The organism is Erythrobacter donghaensis (genome assembly GCF_001557325.1).
GTDB classification, from domain to species: domain Bacteria; phylum Pseudomonadota; class Alphaproteobacteria; order Sphingomonadales; family Sphingomonadaceae; genus Erythrobacter; species Erythrobacter donghaensis_B.
The window spans coordinates 22,403-40,798 of sequence record NZ_LSJS01000176.1; the positions used below are offsets into that span (position 1 = coordinate 22,403).

17 protein-coding genes and 1 tRNA gene are annotated in these 18,396 nt (G+C 67.1%); 15 read left to right on the plus strand and 3 right to left on the minus strand.

Annotated elements, in window-relative coordinates; genetic code table 11:
• The first annotated feature begins 181 nt into the window (after positions 1 to 181).
• The 9 genes from tkt (at position 182) to AX692_RS10510 (ending at position 9,214) form a co-directional block, all read left to right on the plus strand.
• A complete protein-coding gene (tkt, locus tag AX692_RS10470) occupies positions 182 to 2,179 on the plus strand; it encodes a transketolase (RefSeq protein ID WP_073974946.1) in 1,998 nt (665 codons plus the stop codon).
• Positions 2,180 to 2,194: 15 nt separating this feature from the next.
• Positions 2,195 to 3,202 carry a type I glyceraldehyde-3-phosphate dehydrogenase gene (gap, locus tag AX692_RS10475; protein WP_073974945.1) on the plus strand — a complete coding sequence of 336 codons (1,008 nt, stop codon included), beginning with the start codon at positions 2,195 to 2,197 and terminating at the stop codon, positions 3,200 to 3,202.
• Positions 3,203 to 3,241: 39 nt separating this feature from the next.
• Positions 3,242 to 4,447 (plus strand): phosphoglycerate kinase, encoded by a 1,206-nt coding sequence (locus AX692_RS10480; RefSeq protein ID WP_073974944.1) that lies wholly within the window; start codon positions 3,242 to 3,244, stop codon positions 4,445 to 4,447.
• Positions 4,448 to 4,450: 3 nt separating this feature from the next.
• Entirely contained in the window at positions 4,451 to 4,879 is a 429-nt protein-coding gene (locus tag AX692_RS10485; protein ID WP_155644768.1) for a DUF4440 domain-containing protein, read from the plus strand.
• 4 nt (positions 4,880 to 4,883) lie between these two features.
• Positions 4,884 to 5,336 carry a PaaI family thioesterase gene (locus tag AX692_RS10490; protein WP_073974942.1) on the plus strand — a complete coding sequence of 151 codons (453 nt, stop codon included), beginning with the start codon at positions 4,884 to 4,886 and terminating at the stop codon, positions 5,334 to 5,336.
• Between the two features lie 123 nt (positions 5,337 to 5,459).
• On the plus strand, positions 5,460 to 6,350 hold the full coding sequence (locus AX692_RS10495) for a fructose bisphosphate aldolase (RefSeq protein ID WP_073974941.1): 891 nt from the start codon (positions 5,460 to 5,462) through the stop codon (positions 6,348 to 6,350).
• 84 nt (positions 6,351 to 6,434) lie between these two features.
• Positions 6,435 to 7,490 (plus strand): BPSS1187 family protein, encoded by a 1,056-nt coding sequence (locus AX692_RS10500; protein ID WP_073974940.1) that lies wholly within the window; start codon positions 6,435 to 6,437, stop codon positions 7,488 to 7,490.
• 50 nt (positions 7,491 to 7,540) lie between these two features.
• Entirely contained in the window at positions 7,541 to 8,179 is a 639-nt protein-coding gene (thiE, locus tag AX692_RS10505; protein ID WP_073974939.1) for a thiamine phosphate synthase, read from the plus strand.
• A 492-nt stretch (positions 8,180 to 8,671) separates the two neighbouring features.
• A complete protein-coding gene (locus AX692_RS10510; protein ID WP_073974938.1) occupies positions 8,672 to 9,214 on the plus strand; it encodes a hypothetical protein in 543 nt (180 codons plus the stop codon).
• Between the two features lie 42 nt (positions 9,215 to 9,256).
• Here AX692_RS10510 and AX692_RS10515 read toward each other — a convergent pair whose 3' ends face one another.
• On the minus strand, positions 9,257 to 9,688 hold the full coding sequence (locus AX692_RS10515; RefSeq protein WP_081095250.1) for a hypothetical protein: 432 nt from the start codon (positions 9,686 to 9,688) through the stop codon (positions 9,257 to 9,259).
• 240 nt (positions 9,689 to 9,928) lie between these two features.
• Between AX692_RS10515 and efp the strand changes: the two genes are divergently transcribed.
• The 5 genes from efp (at position 9,929) to AX692_RS10540 (ending at position 14,802) form a co-directional block, all read left to right on the plus strand.
• Complete coding sequence (efp, locus tag AX692_RS10520) at positions 9,929 to 10,492, plus strand: elongation factor P (RefSeq protein WP_073974936.1); 564 nt, start codon at positions 9,929 to 9,931, stop codon at positions 10,490 to 10,492.
• Positions 10,493 to 10,499: 7 nt separating this feature from the next.
• A complete protein-coding gene (locus AX692_RS10525) occupies positions 10,500 to 11,318 on the plus strand; it encodes an inositol monophosphatase family protein (protein ID WP_073974935.1) in 819 nt (272 codons plus the stop codon).
• A 143-nt stretch (positions 11,319 to 11,461) separates the two neighbouring features.
• A tRNA-Leu gene (locus tag AX692_RS10530) sits at positions 11,462 to 11,546 on the plus strand.
• Positions 11,547 to 11,647: 101 nt separating this feature from the next.
• Positions 11,648 to 13,441, plus strand: a complete 1,794-nt coding sequence (locus AX692_RS10535) for an SLC13 family permease (RefSeq protein ID WP_230959559.1) — start codon at positions 11,648 to 11,650, stop codon at positions 13,439 to 13,441.
• 44 nt (positions 13,442 to 13,485) lie between these two features.
• Positions 13,486 to 14,802 carry an amidohydrolase gene (locus AX692_RS10540; protein WP_073974933.1) on the plus strand — a complete coding sequence of 439 codons (1,317 nt, stop codon included), beginning with the start codon at positions 13,486 to 13,488 and terminating at the stop codon, positions 14,800 to 14,802.
• Between the two features lie 75 nt (positions 14,803 to 14,877).
• On the opposite strand, the gene AX692_RS10545 is transcribed toward AX692_RS10540, so the two are convergent.
• Positions 14,878 to 15,063 (minus strand): hypothetical protein, encoded by a 186-nt coding sequence (locus AX692_RS10545; protein WP_073974932.1) that lies wholly within the window; start codon positions 15,061 to 15,063, stop codon positions 14,878 to 14,880.
• 145 nt (positions 15,064 to 15,208) lie between these two features.
• On the minus strand, positions 15,209 to 16,807 hold the full coding sequence (locus tag AX692_RS10550) for an isocitrate lyase (RefSeq protein ID WP_073974963.1): 1,599 nt from the start codon (positions 16,805 to 16,807) through the stop codon (positions 15,209 to 15,211).
• A 177-nt stretch (positions 16,808 to 16,984) separates the two neighbouring features.
• On the opposite strand from AX692_RS10550, the gene AX692_RS10555 reads away from it, so the two are divergent.
• Positions 16,985 to 18,334, plus strand: coding sequence for a helix-turn-helix domain-containing protein (locus AX692_RS10555; RefSeq protein ID WP_073974931.1), 1,350 nt, complete (start codon positions 16,985 to 16,987; stop codon positions 18,332 to 18,334).
• The last annotated feature ends 62 nt before the right edge of the window (positions 18,335 to 18,396 follow it).

Below are 18,396 nucleotides of genomic sequence, written 5' to 3' on the forward strand. Positions count from 1 at the left end.
ACACAAGGCAGCGTGCGCAAAGCCTTGGGGCGGGCTGTTGATAAATGGGCGGTTCGCCGCCGAAGGGATTGGCGGTGGCAAAGGTTGACCTCCCCCTTGGGCTCGGCAATGGCACACGCCGACCGGAACCGGGGTCGAATCGCGCGATTGCGAGCGACCTCCTCAGGAGAACAGCGTGCCGATGAGCCTCGATGCCGCCCGCCTTCAGCCGATGGCCAACGCCATCCGCGCCCTTTCGATGGACGCGGTCGAGGCGGCCAACTCGGGGCATCCCGGGATGCCGATGGGCATGGCGGACGTGGCGACGGTGCTGTTCACGCGCCATCTGAAGTTCGATCCCGCCGCGCCGCACTGGGCCGACCGTGATCGCTTCGTGCTGAGCGCCGGGCATGGCTCGATGCTGATCTACAGCCTGCTCCATCTCGCGGGCTATTCCGCGCCGACGATCGACGACATCCGCAATTTCCGAAAGCTCGGCAGCCCCTGTGCGGGCCATCCGGAGAACTTCCTGCTCGAGGGCGTGGAGTGCACCACCGGCCCGCTCGGGCAGGGTCTCGCGATGGCGGTGGGCATGGCGATGGCCGAGCGGCACCTCAACGCGGTCTTTGGCGACGACCTCGTCGATCACCGCACCTGGGTGATCGCGGGCGACGGCTGCCTGATGGAGGGCATCAACCACGAAGCGATCGGGCTTGCGGGGCATCTCCAGCTCGGCCGTCTCAACGTGCTGTGGGACGACAACCGCATCACCATCGACGGGGCGACCGGGCTCTCGACCTCCGAGGACATCAAGGCCCGCTATATCGCGACCGGTTGGCACGTGGCCGAGTGCGACGGGCATGACTTCGCCGATATCGATCGCGCGCTGGGCGAGGCCAAGGCCGACCCGCGCCCGTCGCTGATCGCCTGCCGCACGCTGATCGGCAAGGGCGCCCCCAACAAGCAGGGCACCAGCGGCGTCCACGGCGCGGCGCTCGGTTCTGCGGAAGTGGCCGCCGCGCGCGAGGCGCTGGGCTGGACGCACGAGGCGTTTGTGGTGCCGACCGAGATCCTCGCCGACTGGCACAGCGCCGCAGAGCCCGGCCGCGCGGCGCATGGCGCCTGGGCGGGGCGGCTCGAGGCCTCGACGAGGAAGGAGGATTTCCTCGCACAGATGGCCGCGGTGACCGACCGCGTGCCTTCCGCGATCGAGGACCACATCCGCGGCCTTGCCGCCGCGCCGCAGAAGGTCGCGACCCGCAAGGCTTCGGAAATGGCGCTCGGCCCGCTGACGGCGGCGATCCCGCAGCTGGTGGGCGGCTCGGCCGACCTGACGGGTTCGAACAACACCAAGACTCCCTCGACCTTGCCGATGACGGCCGAGGATTACGCCGGGCGCTACGTCTATTACGGCATCCGCGAATTCGGCATGGCGGCGGCGATGAACGGGATGATGCTGCACGGCGGGATCGTGCCCTATGGCGGCACCTTCCTGATCTTCTCCGACTATTGCCGCAACGCGATCCGCCTCTCGGCGCTGCAACAGGTGGGCGTGGTCTATGTGCTGACGCACGATTCCATCGGCCTCGGCGAGGACGGACCGACCCACCAGCCGGTCGAACAGGTGATGAGCCTGCGCCTGATCCCCAACCTCAATGTCTACCGCCCTGCTGACGCGATCGAGACGGCGGAATGCTGGGCGATGGCGCTCTCGACGCCTGCGACACCCTCGGTGCTGGCGCTGACCCGCCAGAACCTGCCGCAACCGCGCGGCGAAGGCGATGAGGCCTGGACGCGGAGCGCCAACCGCTGCGCGCTGGGTGCCTACCGTCTGCGCGCCGCCAGTGCCGCGCGCCAGGTCGTGCTGGTCGCGACCGGCTCGGAAGTGGCGCTGGCGGTGGAATGCGCCGAGGCGCTCGAAGCGCAGGGCATCGGCGCGGACGTCGTCTCGATGCCCTGCATGGAATTGTTCGACGCGCAGCCGGAAGCCTACAAGTCCGACCTGCTGCCCGCCGACGCGCTGATCGTCTCGATCGAGGCGGGGTCCACGCTGGGGTGGGAACGTTACACCGGCCGCTCCGGTATCAACATCGGCCTCGACACGTTCGGCGCTTCGGCTCCGGCGGAAGACCTGTTTGCCCATTTCGGCTTCACCGCTGAGGCCATTGTCCCGCAAATCGTGAACAAGATCAAAAGCTAAGCAGGAGTACCTCTCATGGCTACCAAAGTCGCCATCAACGGCTTCGGCCGCATCGGCCGCCTCGTCGCCCGCGCCATCCTCGAGCGCAGCGACCATGATCTCGACCTCGTGGCGATCAATGATCTCGCCGATGCCGAGGCCAACGCGCTGCTGTTCGCCTATGATTCGGTCCATGGCCGCTTCCACGGCGAGGTGAAGGCCGATGGCGATGCCATCATCGTCAACGGCAAGCGTATCGCGGTGACCGCCGAGAAGGACCCGGGCAAGCTCCCGCACGCGGCGATGGGCATCGACATCGTGCTCGAATGCACCGGCTTCTTCCAGTCCGACGAGGCCTCGCGCCCGCACCTGGCCGCCGGGGCCAAGCGCGTCGTGATCTCGGCGCCCGCGACGGGCGTTGCCAAGACCATCGTTTACGGCGTCAACCACGAGACCCTGACCGCCGATGACGTGATCATCTCCAACGCGAGCTGCACCACCAACTGCCTCGCGCCGGTCGCCAAGGTGCTCAACGATGTCATCGGCATTGAGCGCGGCTTCATGACCACGATCCACTCCTATACCAACGACCAGCGCATTCTCGACCAGATCCACAAGGATCCGCGCCGGGCGCGGGCCGGGGCTTCGAACATGATCCCCACCACCACCGGCGCCGCGCGCGCGGTGGGGCTGGTGCTGCCCGAATTGAAGGGCAAGCTCGACGGTTCGAGCGTGCGCGTGCCGACGCCCAATGTCTCGATGGTCGATCTGGTGTTCACGCCCTCGCGCGACACCACCGCCGAAGAGATCAACGCCGCATTGAAGGCGGCTGCCGAAGGCCCGATGAAGGGCGTGCTCGACTATACCGACCAGCCGCTGGTCTCGAGCGATTTCAATCACTACCCGGCGTCTTCGACCATTGATTCGCTGGAAACCAGCGTGATGGAAGGCAAGCTCGCCCGCGTCGTCAGCTGGTACGACAACGAGTGGGGCTTCTCCAATCGCATGGTCGACACCGCTGGGGTGGTGGCGAAGTTCTTGTGAGGTAATCCTCCCCCGGCGGGGGAGGATCGGAGTGAGCAAATGCCCAAGTTCAAGACCCTCGATGACCTGCCCGCCGACCTCACCGGCGAAGTCGCGCTCGTCCGCGTCGACCTGAACCTGCCGATGAAGGACGGCTCGGCGACCGACGTGACCCGGGTCGAGGCGGTCAAGCCCACCATTCTCGAGCTTGCGGGCCGCGGGGCGAAGGTGCTGCTGCTGGCCCATTTCGGTCGTCCCGGCGGCGCGCGTTCCTCCACGCTCTCCACCAGCATGGTGATCGGCGATGTCGAGAAGGTGATCGGCAAGGAGATCATGTTCATCCCCGAGATCGCCGGGCCGGTGGTCGATCAGGCGGTGGGCAGCATCCTGCGTGCAGGCGACATCGCGCTGCTCGACAACACCCGCTTCTGGCCCGGCGAGGAGAAGAACGATCCCGAGCTTGCCAAGGCCGTCGCCGCGCCTGGCACGCTCTACGTCAACGACGCCTTCAGCGCCGCGCACCGCGCCCATGCCACGACCGAGGGGCTGGCGCACCTCCTGCCGGCCTATGCGGGCCGCTCGATGGAAGCGGAGCTCAAGGCCCTCGACGCCGCGCTCGGCGCGCCCGAGCAGCCCTTGGCGGCGGTCGTGGGCGGGGCCAAGGTCTCGACCAAGCTCGCGGTGCTCGAACACCTCGTGGGCAAGGTGCAGCACCTGATCATCGGCGGGGGCATGGCCAACACCTTCCTCGCCGCGCGCGGCGTGAATGTCGGCAAGAGCCTGTGCGAGCATGACCTCGCCCCCACGGTCGCGAAGATCATGGACGAGGCCGACGCGGCTGGCTGCACCGTGCACCTGCCCTATGACGTGGTGGTCGCGAAGGAATTTGCCGCCAACCCGGCCTCCTTGCGGGTCTGCAACGTCCACGAGGTCGCCGAGGACGAGATGATCCTCGACGTCGGCCCCACGGCGGTGGAAGCGCTTGCCGACGTGCTCAAGACCTGCCGCACGCTGGTGTGGAACGGTCCGCTGGGTGCCTTCGAGACCGAGCCCTTCGATGCGGCAACCGTGGCGCTGGCCCGCACGGCGGCCGCGCTCAGCCTCGAAGGCTCGCTGGTCAGCGTCGCCGGGGGCGGGGACACGGTCGCGGCGCTCGCCCATGCCGGGGTTTCGGATGATTTCACCTATATTTCAACCGCTGGCGGCGCATTCCTCGAATGGATGGAAGGCCGCGTCCTCCCCGGCGTCGCGGCGCTCGAGGGCTGATCCGTGGCAGTGAGTGAAGCCGAGATCGAGGCCCTCGCGCTCGCAGTGATGCGTGCCTGGGTGGCGCGCGATGCGAAGGCGATGAAGAAGCTCGTGCGCCGGGATTTCATGATGCTGGTCGGCAGCACTCCGCCGCAACTGCTTGATCGCCCGAGCTTCCTTGCCGCGATGGAGCGCGGCTTTACGTGCTCGCGCTTCGCCTTCCGCGAGGTGATCGCGCGCAAGCACCGCGATGCGGCGTGGTTCGTCGCGGGCGCCGAGCTTGAACTTGCGCTCGGAGCGCGCAAATGGACCGGTGCCTTCCTCGTCTCGGCGCTGTGGCGCAAGAGCGCGTGGTCGAGCAACCTGCTGCTCGCCGACCTCAGCCTCGCGCGGCTCGATCCCGACCAGGATCTTGCCGTCGCGGTCAGCAAGCTGCAATTGTGGACGTGAGGTCATGAGCGAAGCAGTCGAGACCTCCTACGGCGCCCTCAAGGTTATGGAGAGCGGCGAGTTCGCCGGGTGGCGCTTCTGGGAGGGCGATCCCTTCGAGACCCGCTCGGGCCCGTTCTACTACCGGCGCGAGGCCGATGGCTCCTACACCAGCGCCTTCCGCGCCGAGGCCCGTCACATGAACGGGGGCGGCTTCATGCATGGCGGTTGCCTGATGACCTTCGCCGACTTCGCGCTGTTCGCGATCGCCACCGATGTGCTGGACGGAGATCATGCGGTGACGCTGAACCTCTCGGGTGATTTCCTCGGCTCGGTCCAGTCCGGCGCGTTGGTCGAGGCGCGCGGGGAAGTGACCCGCGGCGGCGGCAAGACGATCTTCGTGCGCGGGCTGGTGACGGGCGACGGCAAGCCCGCCTTGAGCTTCACGGGCATCATCCGGCGGCTGTCGAAGCGCTAGTTCTTCGCGGTTGCAGCATTGCCGCAGCCTCGCTAAGGCCGCGCCAGTCCGACTTTGCATACCTATGCACAGAGGGCAGGGGACGCATCTGAACCACCTCACGCGACTTGGAGAAAGCCAGCCATGAACACCCTCGAAATGACGACCCGCATCGCCACCGGACAGGGATTCATCGCCGCGCTCGACCAGTCGGGCGGATCGACCCCCAAGGCGCTGCGCGGCTACGGCGTGGAGGACAGCGAGTGGTCGGGGGACGAGGAGATGTTCGCCCAGATCCACGCGATGCGCGCCCGCGTGATCACCTCGCCCTGCTTCTCCAGCGGCAAGGTGATCGGTGCGATCCTGTTCGAGAAGACCATGGACGCCGAGGTCGAGGGCAAGCCCACCGCCGAGGCATTGAAGGCGCGCGGGATCGTCCCCTTCATCAAGGTCGACGAGGGTCTGGCCGACGAGGCGGACGGCGTGCAGCTGATGAAGCCGATGGCGGGGCTCGACGCGCTGCTCGAAAAGTCGGTGGCTCACGGCATGTTCGGCACCAAGATGCGCTCGGTGATCAAGTCCGCGAACCCCGCCGGGATCGCTGCCATCGTCGCCCAGCAGTTCGAGGTGGGCGCGAAGATCATCGCGGCCGGCCTGATGCCGATCATCGAACCCGAATACGACATCACCGCCGCCGACCGCGCCGAGGGCGAGGCGCTGCTGCTGGCGGAAATCCTCAAGGCACTCGACGCGCTGCCGGAGGGCCAGCAGGTGATGCTCAAGCTCTCGATCCCCGCGACCCCGGGCCTTTACGAGCCGCTGATCCGCCACCCCAAGGTGCTGCGCGTGGTCGCGCTGTCGGGCGGGTTCTCGACCGACGATGCCTGCGCACGCCTGTCGCACAACCCCGGCATGATCGCGAGCTTCAGCCGCGGGCTGCTGCAGGATCTGCGCAAGGGCCAGTCGGACGCGGAATTCAACCAGGTGCTCGGCAAGGCGATCGACAAGATCGCATCGGCGAGCTGTTCGGGTTGAATTTTTCCCGAGGTCGGGGAAAGGATTGCGCGCGCGGCGGCGTTGTGGGCCTGACAGCCTGTTCCACCGACGCGAGGACTTCCGGTGCCCCGATCATCCTGCCTGCGCACACTTCCGATCCTCATCAGCCTTGCGCTGGTTGCCTGTGGGGGAGATGACGGCGGCGGGCCGCCCACGGGCACCGCTCCGCCGACACCCGCGCCGACCTCCAGCCCGTCGCCGACCCCCACCCCGCCTCCCGCCTCGGTCGAACGCAACATTCTGCCCGCCGACACCAACGCCGCGATCACCACCAATCTGGCGGCCCATTTCGCCGTCAATCCGGCCCCGCAGGTTCCTGCCAGAGGCCGCCTGTTCGTGATGCTGCCCGGAACCGGCGCGACCGCGGGGGTTTACCGCGAGATCGTGCGCACGGGTGCCGCGCGCGGCTATCACGCGCTCGGCCTCACCTATCCCAATGACGAGGCGGTCGGGAGCCTGTGCAGCCTCTCGGCCGATCCCGATTGCGCGGGCAGGGTGCGGCGCGAGATCATCACCGGCGAGGATACCAGCACGCTGGTTTCGGTGAACACGGCCAATGCGATCATCGCGCGGCTCACCGCGCTGCTGCAGTTCCTCGACCGCACCTTTCCGGCCGAAGGGTGGGGGCAGTTCCTTGCGGGCGGACAGCCGGACTGGTCGCGGATCACCGTCGCGGGCCATTCGCAGGGCGGGGGGCATGCGGGTTATCTCGCCAAGCTGTTCGCGCTCGACCGGGCGGTGATGTTCGCCGCGCCCGGCGACACCGGGGTCGCACCCGGCACTGCCGCGCAATGGGTCTCGCTGCCCAATGTGACGGCCGCGTCGCGCCAGTATGGCTTCATCCACACGGGCGACCCGCTGGTGCCGCTCGCCACTGCCAGCCGCGCGTGGGACGTGATCGGGCTGGGCGCCTTCGGGCCGCTCACCAGCGTCGACGGCAACACGGCGCCTTTCGGCAATGCGCGCCAGTTGACCACCGCCTTGCCGCCCAATCCGAACCCCACCGGCCTGAGCGCCTCGCCCAACCATGGCGCGCCGGTGGTCGACGCGGTCACGCCGCGCGATGCGCAGGGCCGGCCGCTCTATGCCCCGGTATGGATCTACCTTGCCTTTCCGTGACGTTGAGGACGCAGGCTGACATTGCCGCGAAATCGGCTAATGCGCCTCGGATGACCCAGACACAGCTCTATCTCATTTCCCCCCTCGACGTCGGCGGCGAATTTCCCGCCCGGCTCGAGCGGGCGCTGGCTGCCGGCGCGCGGCGGCATGGCGATCTTGTCACCGCCTTCCAGTTCCGGGTGAAGGGGGTGGACCAGCACGAGGCCGCGCGCCTTGCCGCACCCCTTCAGGCGATCTGCGCCGCGCATGACGTGGCATTCATCGTCAACGATTCGGTGGCGCTGGCCAAGCGGTTGAAGGCCGACGGCGTCCACCTCGGCCAGGAGGACGGCTCGCCGAGGGACGCGCGGGCCGAACTCGGCCGCGAGGCGCAGATCGGCGTCACCTGCCACGCCAGCCGCCACATGGCGATGGAAGCGGGCGAGGCGGGGGCGGACTATGTCGCCTTCGGGGCCTTCTTCCCGTCCTCGACGAAGGACAAGGGCGATGCCGAACGTCCGGAACCGGAACTTCTGAGCTGGTGGAGCCAGCTGTTCGAAATCCCCTGCGTCGCCATCGGCGGGATCACGCCCGAGAACTGCCAGCCGCTGGTCGAGGCGGGGACGGATTTCCTCGCGGTCAGCCACGCCGTGTGGGGCGGGGACGAGGTCGCCGCGATCGAGGCCTTTGCGAGGGTGATGCGGGGCTGAGTGTGCCAGAGGTGGCCAGAACGCATTGTTGCTTGCAAGGCTTTTTGATCCGCATTATCCATCTGGAAATGCTTGCAATGATCGTCTGAGCGAGACAGCATGGATCCACCGGAACGTCGGCCTAATGGTGAATTGACGAACCTGCTGTTCTGCGTGGCTTTGGTGTTATTGCTAACATTAGCGCCGACCGCGAGAGGCCAAACTGTTGCGCCTCCAAATCCGCAATACCTGAGTAGGCTCACTCCTCGCAAAGATTTGTTGGACGCAATCGTATTTTATGTCCAACGCACCGACGTTCGGTTGCCGACTGAAAACTACCGGACCCCGGTGAGGGTCAGCAGTCCGGCGCCGTGCAGGATCGTTCTCAGCTTGATGCATCCTTACGGCATAGTGGGCGCACCGCCCAGGAATTCGCCCGTCCAAGGTGCCTTCAACCTCAATAGGTCCGGCACGGACAGTCCGACTTTGACGAGAATCGGGAAAACACTGCGCTTGTCCTATATCGAGGGTCTTCGCGAGGAAGCGGAAGATCTCGAGTTCGCGACCGAGGATACGGCAATTCTGATTTACCGCCTTTGGATGGCGTTGCGCAGAAGCTGCACTGTCCAGCCGAAAATGACCGCCTTGCTGGACACCGTCGCCGGGCAAAACCGCACCGGCCTCACCGCAGAAGCAATCCACGCGCACCATGCGAACAAGTGGGGTGCGACCATTCTTGAGAAGACCGCCGAAGGTTATCGTTATCGTATGTCCAACGGAAACGCAGAGGTTGCCCTTAGTCAGTGCAGGCGCGACGGTCGCTGCGACAAGGTCCACCTTGCGCTCATGACGGTGGGCGGGGATGAGTCGATGCTCATCCCACTCGCGACGAGAGCGCTGGAGAGTGGCAGCATTGCCTATGTTAACTGGGTCGACGGGATCAGATTCTCGGGTGACTACGGTCTAACGGACGAGACCGACGTGACCGCACTGGATCGGCAGTTCGATGTGCTTTTGGAAGGTTATTTGCTCACAACAGACCCGCAATATCCTTAGCGAAGGTGGCTCTTCATGCCCATTAAGGATTGGTAATCAGCCTTAGCCTACGTTCCCCACCCGGGTGCAGATCAGCTTGCTCATCGACCCGTCGCGCTCCAGCTTCTGGAGCGTGTTCTCGCCGAGCACCCTGAAGCGCTGGTCCTTCTTGGGGCCGCGGGTGAAGACCAGCTCGGTGCCGCGCAGGAGGTAGATGCCGCCGCCCGCCGGGCTCTCGTAGCTCGAGGCGGTGCCGATCCGGAAGGCTTCGGCAGGCACCGGGACGAAGGCCGCGCCCCCGGCATCGCCGGGCAGCGCGCATTCCCAGTTGCCGTGGCGCAGGATGCCGAGCATGCCGCCGCTCGAAGCGCCCGCCGAGGCTTGCGGGCGCGAGGCGGCGCGGCCCGAGGAGTCCTGACCCAGTCCGCGGCCCGGCAGAAGGGCGGCGGTGGCGGCGGCGCTGACCAGCAGCAGGAACACGTAACGGGTCTTCATGGTGCAGCCCTTTATCAGCCCGCACTCGGTCATGCCATGGCATTTACCTTGATGCAGCGCGGTCCTTCCCCATCCGCAAAGGCGGACGGGCAGGGACTTTGGTGTTCCGCCTGCCAACATCTTCCACCGCTTGCCGCAGGAGGCCGCCTCGGCTATGGGCGCGCATCCTTTCGCAGGCGCGGCGCCGTTCCGGCCGCCCGCTCGCAAGCTCTTTCCACCTCGTGCAGAAGGCTCAGCCCCATGAAGATCAGCGGCGTCGATATCCGCCCCGGCAACATTCTCGAATATGAAGGCGGCATCTGGAAGGTCGCCAAGATCCAGCACACCCAGCCGGGCAAGGGCGGGGCCTATATGCAGGTCGAAATGAAGAACCTGCAGGACGGCCGCAAGACCAACGTCCGCTTCCGCAGCGCCGACACGGTCGAGCGCGTGCGCCTCGACACCAAGGACTTCCAGTTCCTCTATGCCGAGGGCGACGATCTCGTCTTCATGGACAACGACACCTACGAGCAGATCACGCTCCCCGGCGACCTCTTGGGCGATGCGCGCCCCTTCCTGCAGGACGGGATGCAGGTTGCGCTCGAACTGTGGGATGAAAAGCCGATCTCGGTCGAACTGCCCGCACAGGTCGAAGCCACCATTGTTGAAGCGGATGCCGTGGTGAAGGGCCAGACCGCCTCGTCGAGCTACAAGCCCGCGATCCTCGACAACGGCGTGCGCATCATGGTCCCGCCGCACATCGGCAGCGGCACGCGCATCATCGTCGACGTCTACGAGCAGGCCTATATCGGCAAGGCGGGCTGACGCAGACATGGCAGCTATATCCGGCCTCATCCGCGTCATGGAGCGCGCCGCGCGCAAGGCGGGCGGGCGTCTGCGGCGCGATTTCGGCGAAGTCGAGCACCTGCAGGTCTCCCGCAAGGGCCCGGCCGATTTCGTCAGCAAGGCCGACATGCGCGCCGAGCGCACGCTCTATGACGAACTCTCCGCCGCGCGCCCGGGCTGGGGCTTCGTGTTGGAAGAAGCGGGCGTGATCGAGGGCGATCCCGGCATGCCCCGGTGGATCGTCGATCCGCTCGACGGCACCAGCAACTTCCTCCACGGCATCCCGCACTTCGCGATCTCGATCGCCGCGCAGGAGCCGCGCGCCGACGGCAAGGGCTGGGGCGACGTGGTCGCGGGGGTGGTCTATCAGCCGATCACCGACCAGACCTTCTGGGCGGAGAAGTCGCGCGGGGCCTGGCTCCACGATGCCCGCCTCAGGGTCTCGGCACGCGCGCGCCTCGGCGATGCGCTGGTGGCGACCGGCATTCCTTTCGCGGGACACGGCGACTTTGCCGAATGGAGCCGCATCTTCGGCGCCATCGGCCCCGAGGTCGCCGGGATCCGCCGCTTCGGCGCGGCCTCGCTCGATCTGGCCTATGTGGCGCAGGGGCGCTTCGACGGGTTCTGGGAAAGCGGGCTTTCCGATTGGGACACCGCCGCCGGCTGCCTGCTGGTGCGCGAGGCGGGCGGCTTCGTCAGCGACTTCCGCGGCCGTTCGGAAGCGATCCACTCCACCCAGGTGCTCGCCGCGAACGATGCGCTGCACTCGAAACTGCACAAGCTGCTGGCGGGCGCGCTGCGCTAGGGTGTTGCCGGGTAATAGGCAGGTTTTGGGCAGGTAGTTGTCAGGCTGTTGCGCATTGCCGCCATGTTTCACGTGGAACATGGCAGCAAGTCTTGAAGCCGGGCGGAACCCAAGCTAACAGCGCGGGACATTCGCTCCGGTGAGCCCCTGTGGTGGAATTGGTAGACGCGGCCGACTCAAAATCGGTTATCGAAAGATGTGCCAGTTCGAGTCTGGCCAGGGGCACCACCAACGCAGGTCAGGGACAAAGCGCTTGCGGCGGGCGCGTGACCGGCTAGCGTCGCGATCACCTTATGCTGGATGCTCCCTCTCCCCACGCGATGGCGGCCATGGCGGTGACCATCGCCATGTTCATCGCCTTCGCCCGCGGCACCTATCGCGAGGAGATCATCAGCCTCGTCACCATCGCGGTGATCGCGGTCGGGCTCTATTTCGCGCCGCTCCCCGATACCCGACCGACCGACGGCCTCGCGCTCGCCTTCGGGGGCTTCGGCCATTCGGCGCTCATCACCATCTGCGCGCTGATGATCATGGGGCGCGGGCTGGTGGTGACCGGCGCGCTCGAACCCTTCGCCCGGGTGCTCGAGGGCGTGTTCCGGGTGAACCCGCAGACCGGGCTGCTGACCGCGCTGCTCGTTGCTTTCACCCTGTCTATGTTCGTCAACGACACACCCGTGATGGTGCTGCTGATCCCGATCATCGTCGCGATCGCCGCCAAGGGCCTGATGCCCTCCTCGAAGATCCTGATGCCGGTCAACACCGCGGTGTTACTGGGCGGCATGGCGACGACCATCGGCACCTCGACCAACATTCTGGTGGTGACCATCGCCAACGACATCGGCATGGCGCCCTTCGGCGTGTTCCAGTTTACCCCGATCGTGCTGATGGCGGGGCTGGTCGCGATCCCCTATCTGTGGCTGGTGATGCCGCGGATGCTGCGCGACAACAGCACCGGGCCTGATCTGGCCGCGCGGATCTTCCATACCCGCCTCAGGGTCGGGGTGGGCAGCGTGCTGGCGGGAGGTGATCTGTCGAGCCTCGGCGCCAAGCTGCCGCAGGGGATAACGATCCACTCCGCCCCGCCGGGGCCACTCGCTCCGGGCCATGGCCTGCATATCTCGGGAAGCCACGAGGCGATCGAGGACGCCGCGCGGGCGCTCAAGGGCGAGCTCGCGCCGGGCTGGATCATCGACCGCATCCGCCGGGTCTCCAAGACGCTGGGCGAGGACATCGTCGCGGTCGAGATGACCGTGACCGCGGATTCGCGCCTCGTCGGCCGCACGCTCGCCAGCTCGGCGATTGCCGACCTCTACCGGGTCGCGGTGCTCGGCATCCACCGCCCGGGGGTGGAACGGCGCAGCGAGGGGGAGGATGTGCCCGCTGCCGAGATCCGCGAAGGCGACGTGCTGCTCGCGATCGGCCTTGCCGAGGATCTCGCCAACTTCGCCCGCAGCGACGCGCTGCTCCGTCTTGAGGGCGCGCGCGAGCTGCCGCGCCGCTCCAAGGCGGTGCTGGCGGGCGCGATCATGCTCGGAACGATCTCCACCGCCTCGATCGGCCTGCCGTGGTTCGATGCATCGGGCTATGCGCCGATCAAGCTGCCGATCGCGATTTCGGCGCTGGCGGGCGCGATCCTGATGTTCGTCACCGGCTGCGTGATGTTCGACCGGGTCGGGCGGGCGCTTTCGGCCAAGGTGATCGTGCTGATCGCCGCGAGCCTCGCCATCGGCCGGGTGATCGACGACAGCGGCGCGGCGGAGTGGCTGGGGCAGGCGCTCTCGCTGGGCCTGGCCTACCTTCCCCCGGCGCTGGTGCTGGCGGCGATCATGCTGTTCGTGACGCTGCTCACCAACTTCGCCTCCAATGCGACCGCAGCGACCATCGGCACCCCGATCGCCTATAATATCGCGAGCCAACTGGGCCTGCCGCCCGAGCCGATGGTGCTGGCGGTGCTGTTCGGCTGCAATCTCAGCTTCGCGACCCCGATCGCCTATCAGACCAACCTGTTGATCATGTCCGAGGGCGGCTACAACTTCGGTGACTATGTTCGCGCGGGCACGCCGCTGGTGGCGATCATGGTGACGGTGCTCTCGGTGCTGCTGGTGCTGTGGTACGGGATGTGAGCGCCAGGAAGCGCGCGGGTGTAAACAGATCAAGAGGACAAGCGATGCGGATGGTGGCGAGATTGGCAGGGGCGGGTCTGCTGGCGCTGGGGGCGGTGCCGGCGCAGGCAGACGAACTGCGCGATGCGGTGGCGGCGGACCTGCCCGCGCTGGTCGCGCTCTACCGCGATCTCCACGCCAATCCCGAGCTCAGCTTCCAGGAGGTCGAGACCGCGAAGAAGCTCGCCGCCCGTGCCCGCGCCCTGGGCTTCACCGTGACCGAGGGCGTCGGCAGGACCGGCGTGGTTGCGGTGATGGAGAACGGCCCCGGCCCGGTGGTGATGCTGCGCGCGGACATGGACGGCCTGCCGGTGATCGAGCAGACCGGGCTGCCCTTTGCCTCGAAGAAGCGCGCGGTGGCGCAGAACGGCACCGAGACCGGGGTGATGCACGCTTGTGGGCATGACACCCACATGGCCGCATGGATCGGGACGGCGCAGTTGATGGCGGCGCGCAAGGCCGAGTGGTCGGGCACGCTGGTGATGATCCTCCAGCCCGCCGAGGAGATCGGCCAGGGTGCCAAGGCGATGCTCGACGACGGGCTGTTCACCCGCTTCCCGAGGCCCGACTACGTGCTCGCCTTCCACGATGCGGCGCAGTTTCCGGCGGGCCGGATCGGCTACTCCAAGGGCTTTGCGCTGGCGAATGTCGATTCGGTCGATGTGGTGGTGCCCGGCGTTGGCGGGCACGGCGCCTATCCGCACACGACCAAGGACCCGATCGTGATCGCCGCGAGCATCGTGATGCGGCTCCAAACGCTGGTCAGCCGCGAGCAGACCCCGGGCGATCCGGCGGTGGTGACGGTGGGCAGCTTCCAGGCGGGCGCGAAGCACAACATCATCCCCGACGAGGCGCGCCTGCAGCTGACGGTGCGCAGCTATTCGGACGAGACGAGAAAGCGCCTGCTCGACGGGATCGCCCGCATCGCGAAGGGCGAGGCGATCGCAGCGGGCGTGCCCGAGGACAGGATGCCGCGCGTGACGGTGCAGGACCCCTATACGCCCGCGACCTACAACACGCCCGAGTTCACCGATCAGGTGATGGCTGGCCTCAAGACCCGGTTCGAGGGGCGCGTGTTCGAGACGCCCGCGGTGATGGGCGGTGAGGACTTCGGCCGCTTCTACCGCGCCGACAAGGCCAATGTCGAAAGTCTGATCTTCTGGGTCGGCGGGGTGCCGCAGGACCAGTGGGAAAAGGCGCAGAAGGGCGAGGTGCAGCTGCCCTCGCTGCACTCGCCCTTCTGGGCGCCCGACGCGCCGGTGGTGATCGCGACCGCCACCGAGGCGCTGACCGCGGCGACGCTCAAGCTGATGGCTAAATAAATTCGGCCGCCGGAGCGGGCCCTTGCGGGCGCTCCGACGGCCGTTTCTCCTCCCCAGGAGAACTGTGTGACCGGGCTATTCGCCCGAAGGAACGTAGGTGCCGAGGCGGTGGTGCAGGGCGTTGATCTTCGCGAGCTCCTCGCGGTCCTCGGTCGCGCGGGCATGGCTTTCGAGCGCGCGGCGCAGCAGCTTCATGTCGGCGGTCGAAAGCAGCGCGCGGGCGCGCGAGGGCTCGGTCTTGGGGGTGTCGGTATCGGTCATGTCACTCTCCGCTGGGTGAAGTCACCCGGCAAGCCTTAGGCGGTTCGAAGGGCTCCCGGAAGGCCGGATTGTCCGGTCCTCCCGGGATTCTCTCCCAAGCCCCTGGGGCTTACGCCGCCTCGAACTGGTTCCCACGAGGCTGCCGTCAGGCAGCCTCGAACTGATTCATCGTGTTGTGCACGCCGCCCGCCTTGAGGGCGGCTTCACCGGCGAAGTATTCCTTGTGATCGTCACCAATGTCGGAGCCCGACATGTTCTGGTGCTTCACACAGGCGATGCCCTGACGGATCTCCTCGCGCTGCACGTTCTTGACGTAGCCGAGCATGCCCGCCTCGCCGAAGTACTCGCGGGCGAGGTTGTCGGTCGAGAGCGCCGCGGTGTGGTAGGTCGGCAGGGTGATGAGGTGGTGGAAGATGCCCGCGCGTGCAGCGGCGTCGCGCTGGAAGGTGCGGATCTTCTCGTCGGCCTCGTTCGACAGTTCGGTGCCGTCGTAGTCGACGCTCATTAGTTTCGCGCGGTCGTAGGCCGAAACGTCCTTGCCCGCCGCTTCCCAGGCGTCGAACACCTGCTGGCGGAAGTTCAGCGTCCAGTTGAAGCTGGGCGAGTTGTTGTAGACGAGCTTGGCGTTGGGGACGACTTCGCGGATACGGTCGACCATCTTGGCGATCTGCTCGACGTGCGGCTTCTCGGTCTCGATCCACAGGAGGTCGGCGCCGTTCTGGAGCGAGGTGATGCAGTCGAGCACCACGCGGTCCTCGCCGGTGCCGGGGCGGAACTGGAACAGGTTTGAGGGCAGGCGCTTGGGCGCAAGCAGCTTGCCGTCGCGGCTGATGAAGACCTGACCGTTGGTGATGTTGGCGGGGTCGACTTCATCGGCATCGAGGAAGCTGTTGTACTGATCGCCCAGATCGCCCGGCTCCTTCGAGAAGGCGATCTGCTTGGTCAGGCCAGCGCCGAGCGAGTCGGTGCGGGCAACGATGATCCCGTCTTCCACGCCCATCTCGAGGAAGGCATGGCGGCAGGCACGGATCTTCTGGAGGAAGTCCTCGTGCGGCACGGTGACCTTGCCGTCCTGGTGGCCGCACTGCTTCTCGTCCGAGACCTGGTTCTCGATCTGGAGCGCGCAGGCCCCGGCTTCGATCATCTTCTTGGCGAGGAGGTAGGTCGCCTCGGCATTGCCGAAGCCTGCGTCGATGTCGGCGATGATCGGCACGACGTGGGTCTCGTAATTGTCGATCGCGTTCTCGATGCGCTTGGCTTCCACGGCGTCACCGGCCTTGCGGGCGGCGTCGAGGGCGCGGAACATCATGCCGAGCTCGCGGGCGTCGGCCTGCTTCAGGAAAGTGTAGAGCTCCTCGATCAGCGCGGGCACCGAGGTCTTCTCGTGCATCGACTGGTCGGGCAGGGGGCCGAACCCGCTGCGCAACGCGGCGACCATCCAGCCCGAGAGGTAGAGGTAGCGGCGCTTGGTCGAGCCGAAGTGCTTCTTGATCGCGATCAGCTTCTGCTGCGCGATGAAGCCGTGCCAGCAGCCGAGCGACTGGGTGTACTGCGCGGGGTCGGCGTCATAGGCGGCCATGTCGGCGCGCATGATCCTGGCGGTGTACTTGGCGATGTCGAGGCCGGTGCGGAAACGGTTCTGGATCACCATGCGGGCGGCGCTCTCGGGGTCGATCGCGGCCCAGCTCGGCCCGTTTGCGGCGACGACGCCCTGCATCTGGGTGATGGTGTTCTGGTAGGTCATGTGCATCTCCTGTCCGTCTGCGAGAGAGGCGAGGCCTTTCGGACTCGCGCCGCCGGGATGGGAAGCCTTTGCCGGGTTGCTGCGCGGCCTGACAGGGAAACTTACAGAAAATCGTGTCGCCATGCGGACAATTGGCCGCGATCTTGTGTCAATCGGTGAATAAGTTTACAAAGCGCCATGACCGACACCAGCCTCCTCGCCGGACCTGCCCTGCGCCGCCTGCGCAAGCGCGAGGGCCTCACCCAGGCGGGCATGGCGAGCCTGCTCGGCATCTCGCCCTCCTACCTCAACCTCATCGAGAGGAACCAGCGGCCCCTGTCGGCCCGCGTGCTGGTGCAGGTGATCGAGCGCTTCGACTTCGACCCGCGGTCCCTTCGCGAGGATGACGCGATCGGCGGGCTCGACGGCCTCGTGCGGCGCATGGCCGACAAACGCTTCGCCGACCTCGGGATCGACCGCGAGGAGGTGCAGGAATTCCTCGCCGCCGCGCCGCAGGTCGCCGCCGCCTTCGCGCGGCTCTACGACAGCGGAGGGAGCGGCGAGCGGGTCGTCGCCGAGGATGCCGCCGCCGCCGTCCGCCGCGCGGTCGAGCGCTGGCAGAACCATTTCGCGGACCTCGACCATGCGGCCGAAGACCTCGCCGACGAACTGCGTCTGTCGCGCGGAGAGATCAGCGCCGCGCTGTCCGAGCGTCTGCGGGAGAAGCACCAGCTTCAGGTGCGGATCCTGCCCGCCGAGGTGATGCCGGGGCAGGTCCACCGGCTCGACCTCCACGCGCGCCAGTTGCAGCTCTCCGAGATGCTCCCCGGCGCAGCCCGCCGCTTCCAGATCGCGCGGCAAGTGGGGCAGCTCGAAATGCGCGAGGGGATCGAATTGATCGTCGCGGGCGCGAACCTCGCCAGCCCCGAGGCGCGCGAGCTCTTGCGCGAGCACATCGCCGATTACCTCGCCGGCGCGCTGCTGCTGCCCTACCGCCGCTTCCTGCGCGCCTGCGAGGCGACCGGATATGATCTGGCGGTGTTGCAACGTCGCTTTGCCGTCAGCTTCGACCAGGTCGCCGAGCGCCTCACCACCCTCGGCCGGGTCGGCGAGCGCGGCCTGCCGTTCTTCATGGCCGTGATCGATCGGGCCGGCCGGATGACCCGCTTCACCGCCGGGGGAAGCGGGGCGCTCTATCCGCTCGAGGGCGCGCGCTGGCCCGCATGGGTGCCTTATGCCGCCTTCGAGCGTCCCGGCACCGTGCTCACCCAGGCGGCGATCTTCGGCGAAAGTGAGGGCGCAAGCCGCCACTGGTTCACCATCACCCGCACCGTCGATGGCGACGGGGTGATGTGCGGCGGGCGCCGTGCGGTGGTGCTCGGGATCGAGGCGCGCTTTGCCGGAGACCTCGCCCATGCGCGGGGCCAATCGCTCGACCGGCTCGACGCGGTGCCGCTCGGCAGCCCTTGCGGGCGCTGCGGCAAGGCCGAATGCCTCACCCCCGCACCCGCCCGCCTCGCCAGCACCCTGCCGCGCCCGAGGGTATGAATGCGAAAGCGGCGTTAACCCTCGCACCCCGCGGGAATCCGCGCGCTTTACAGCCGGGTGTA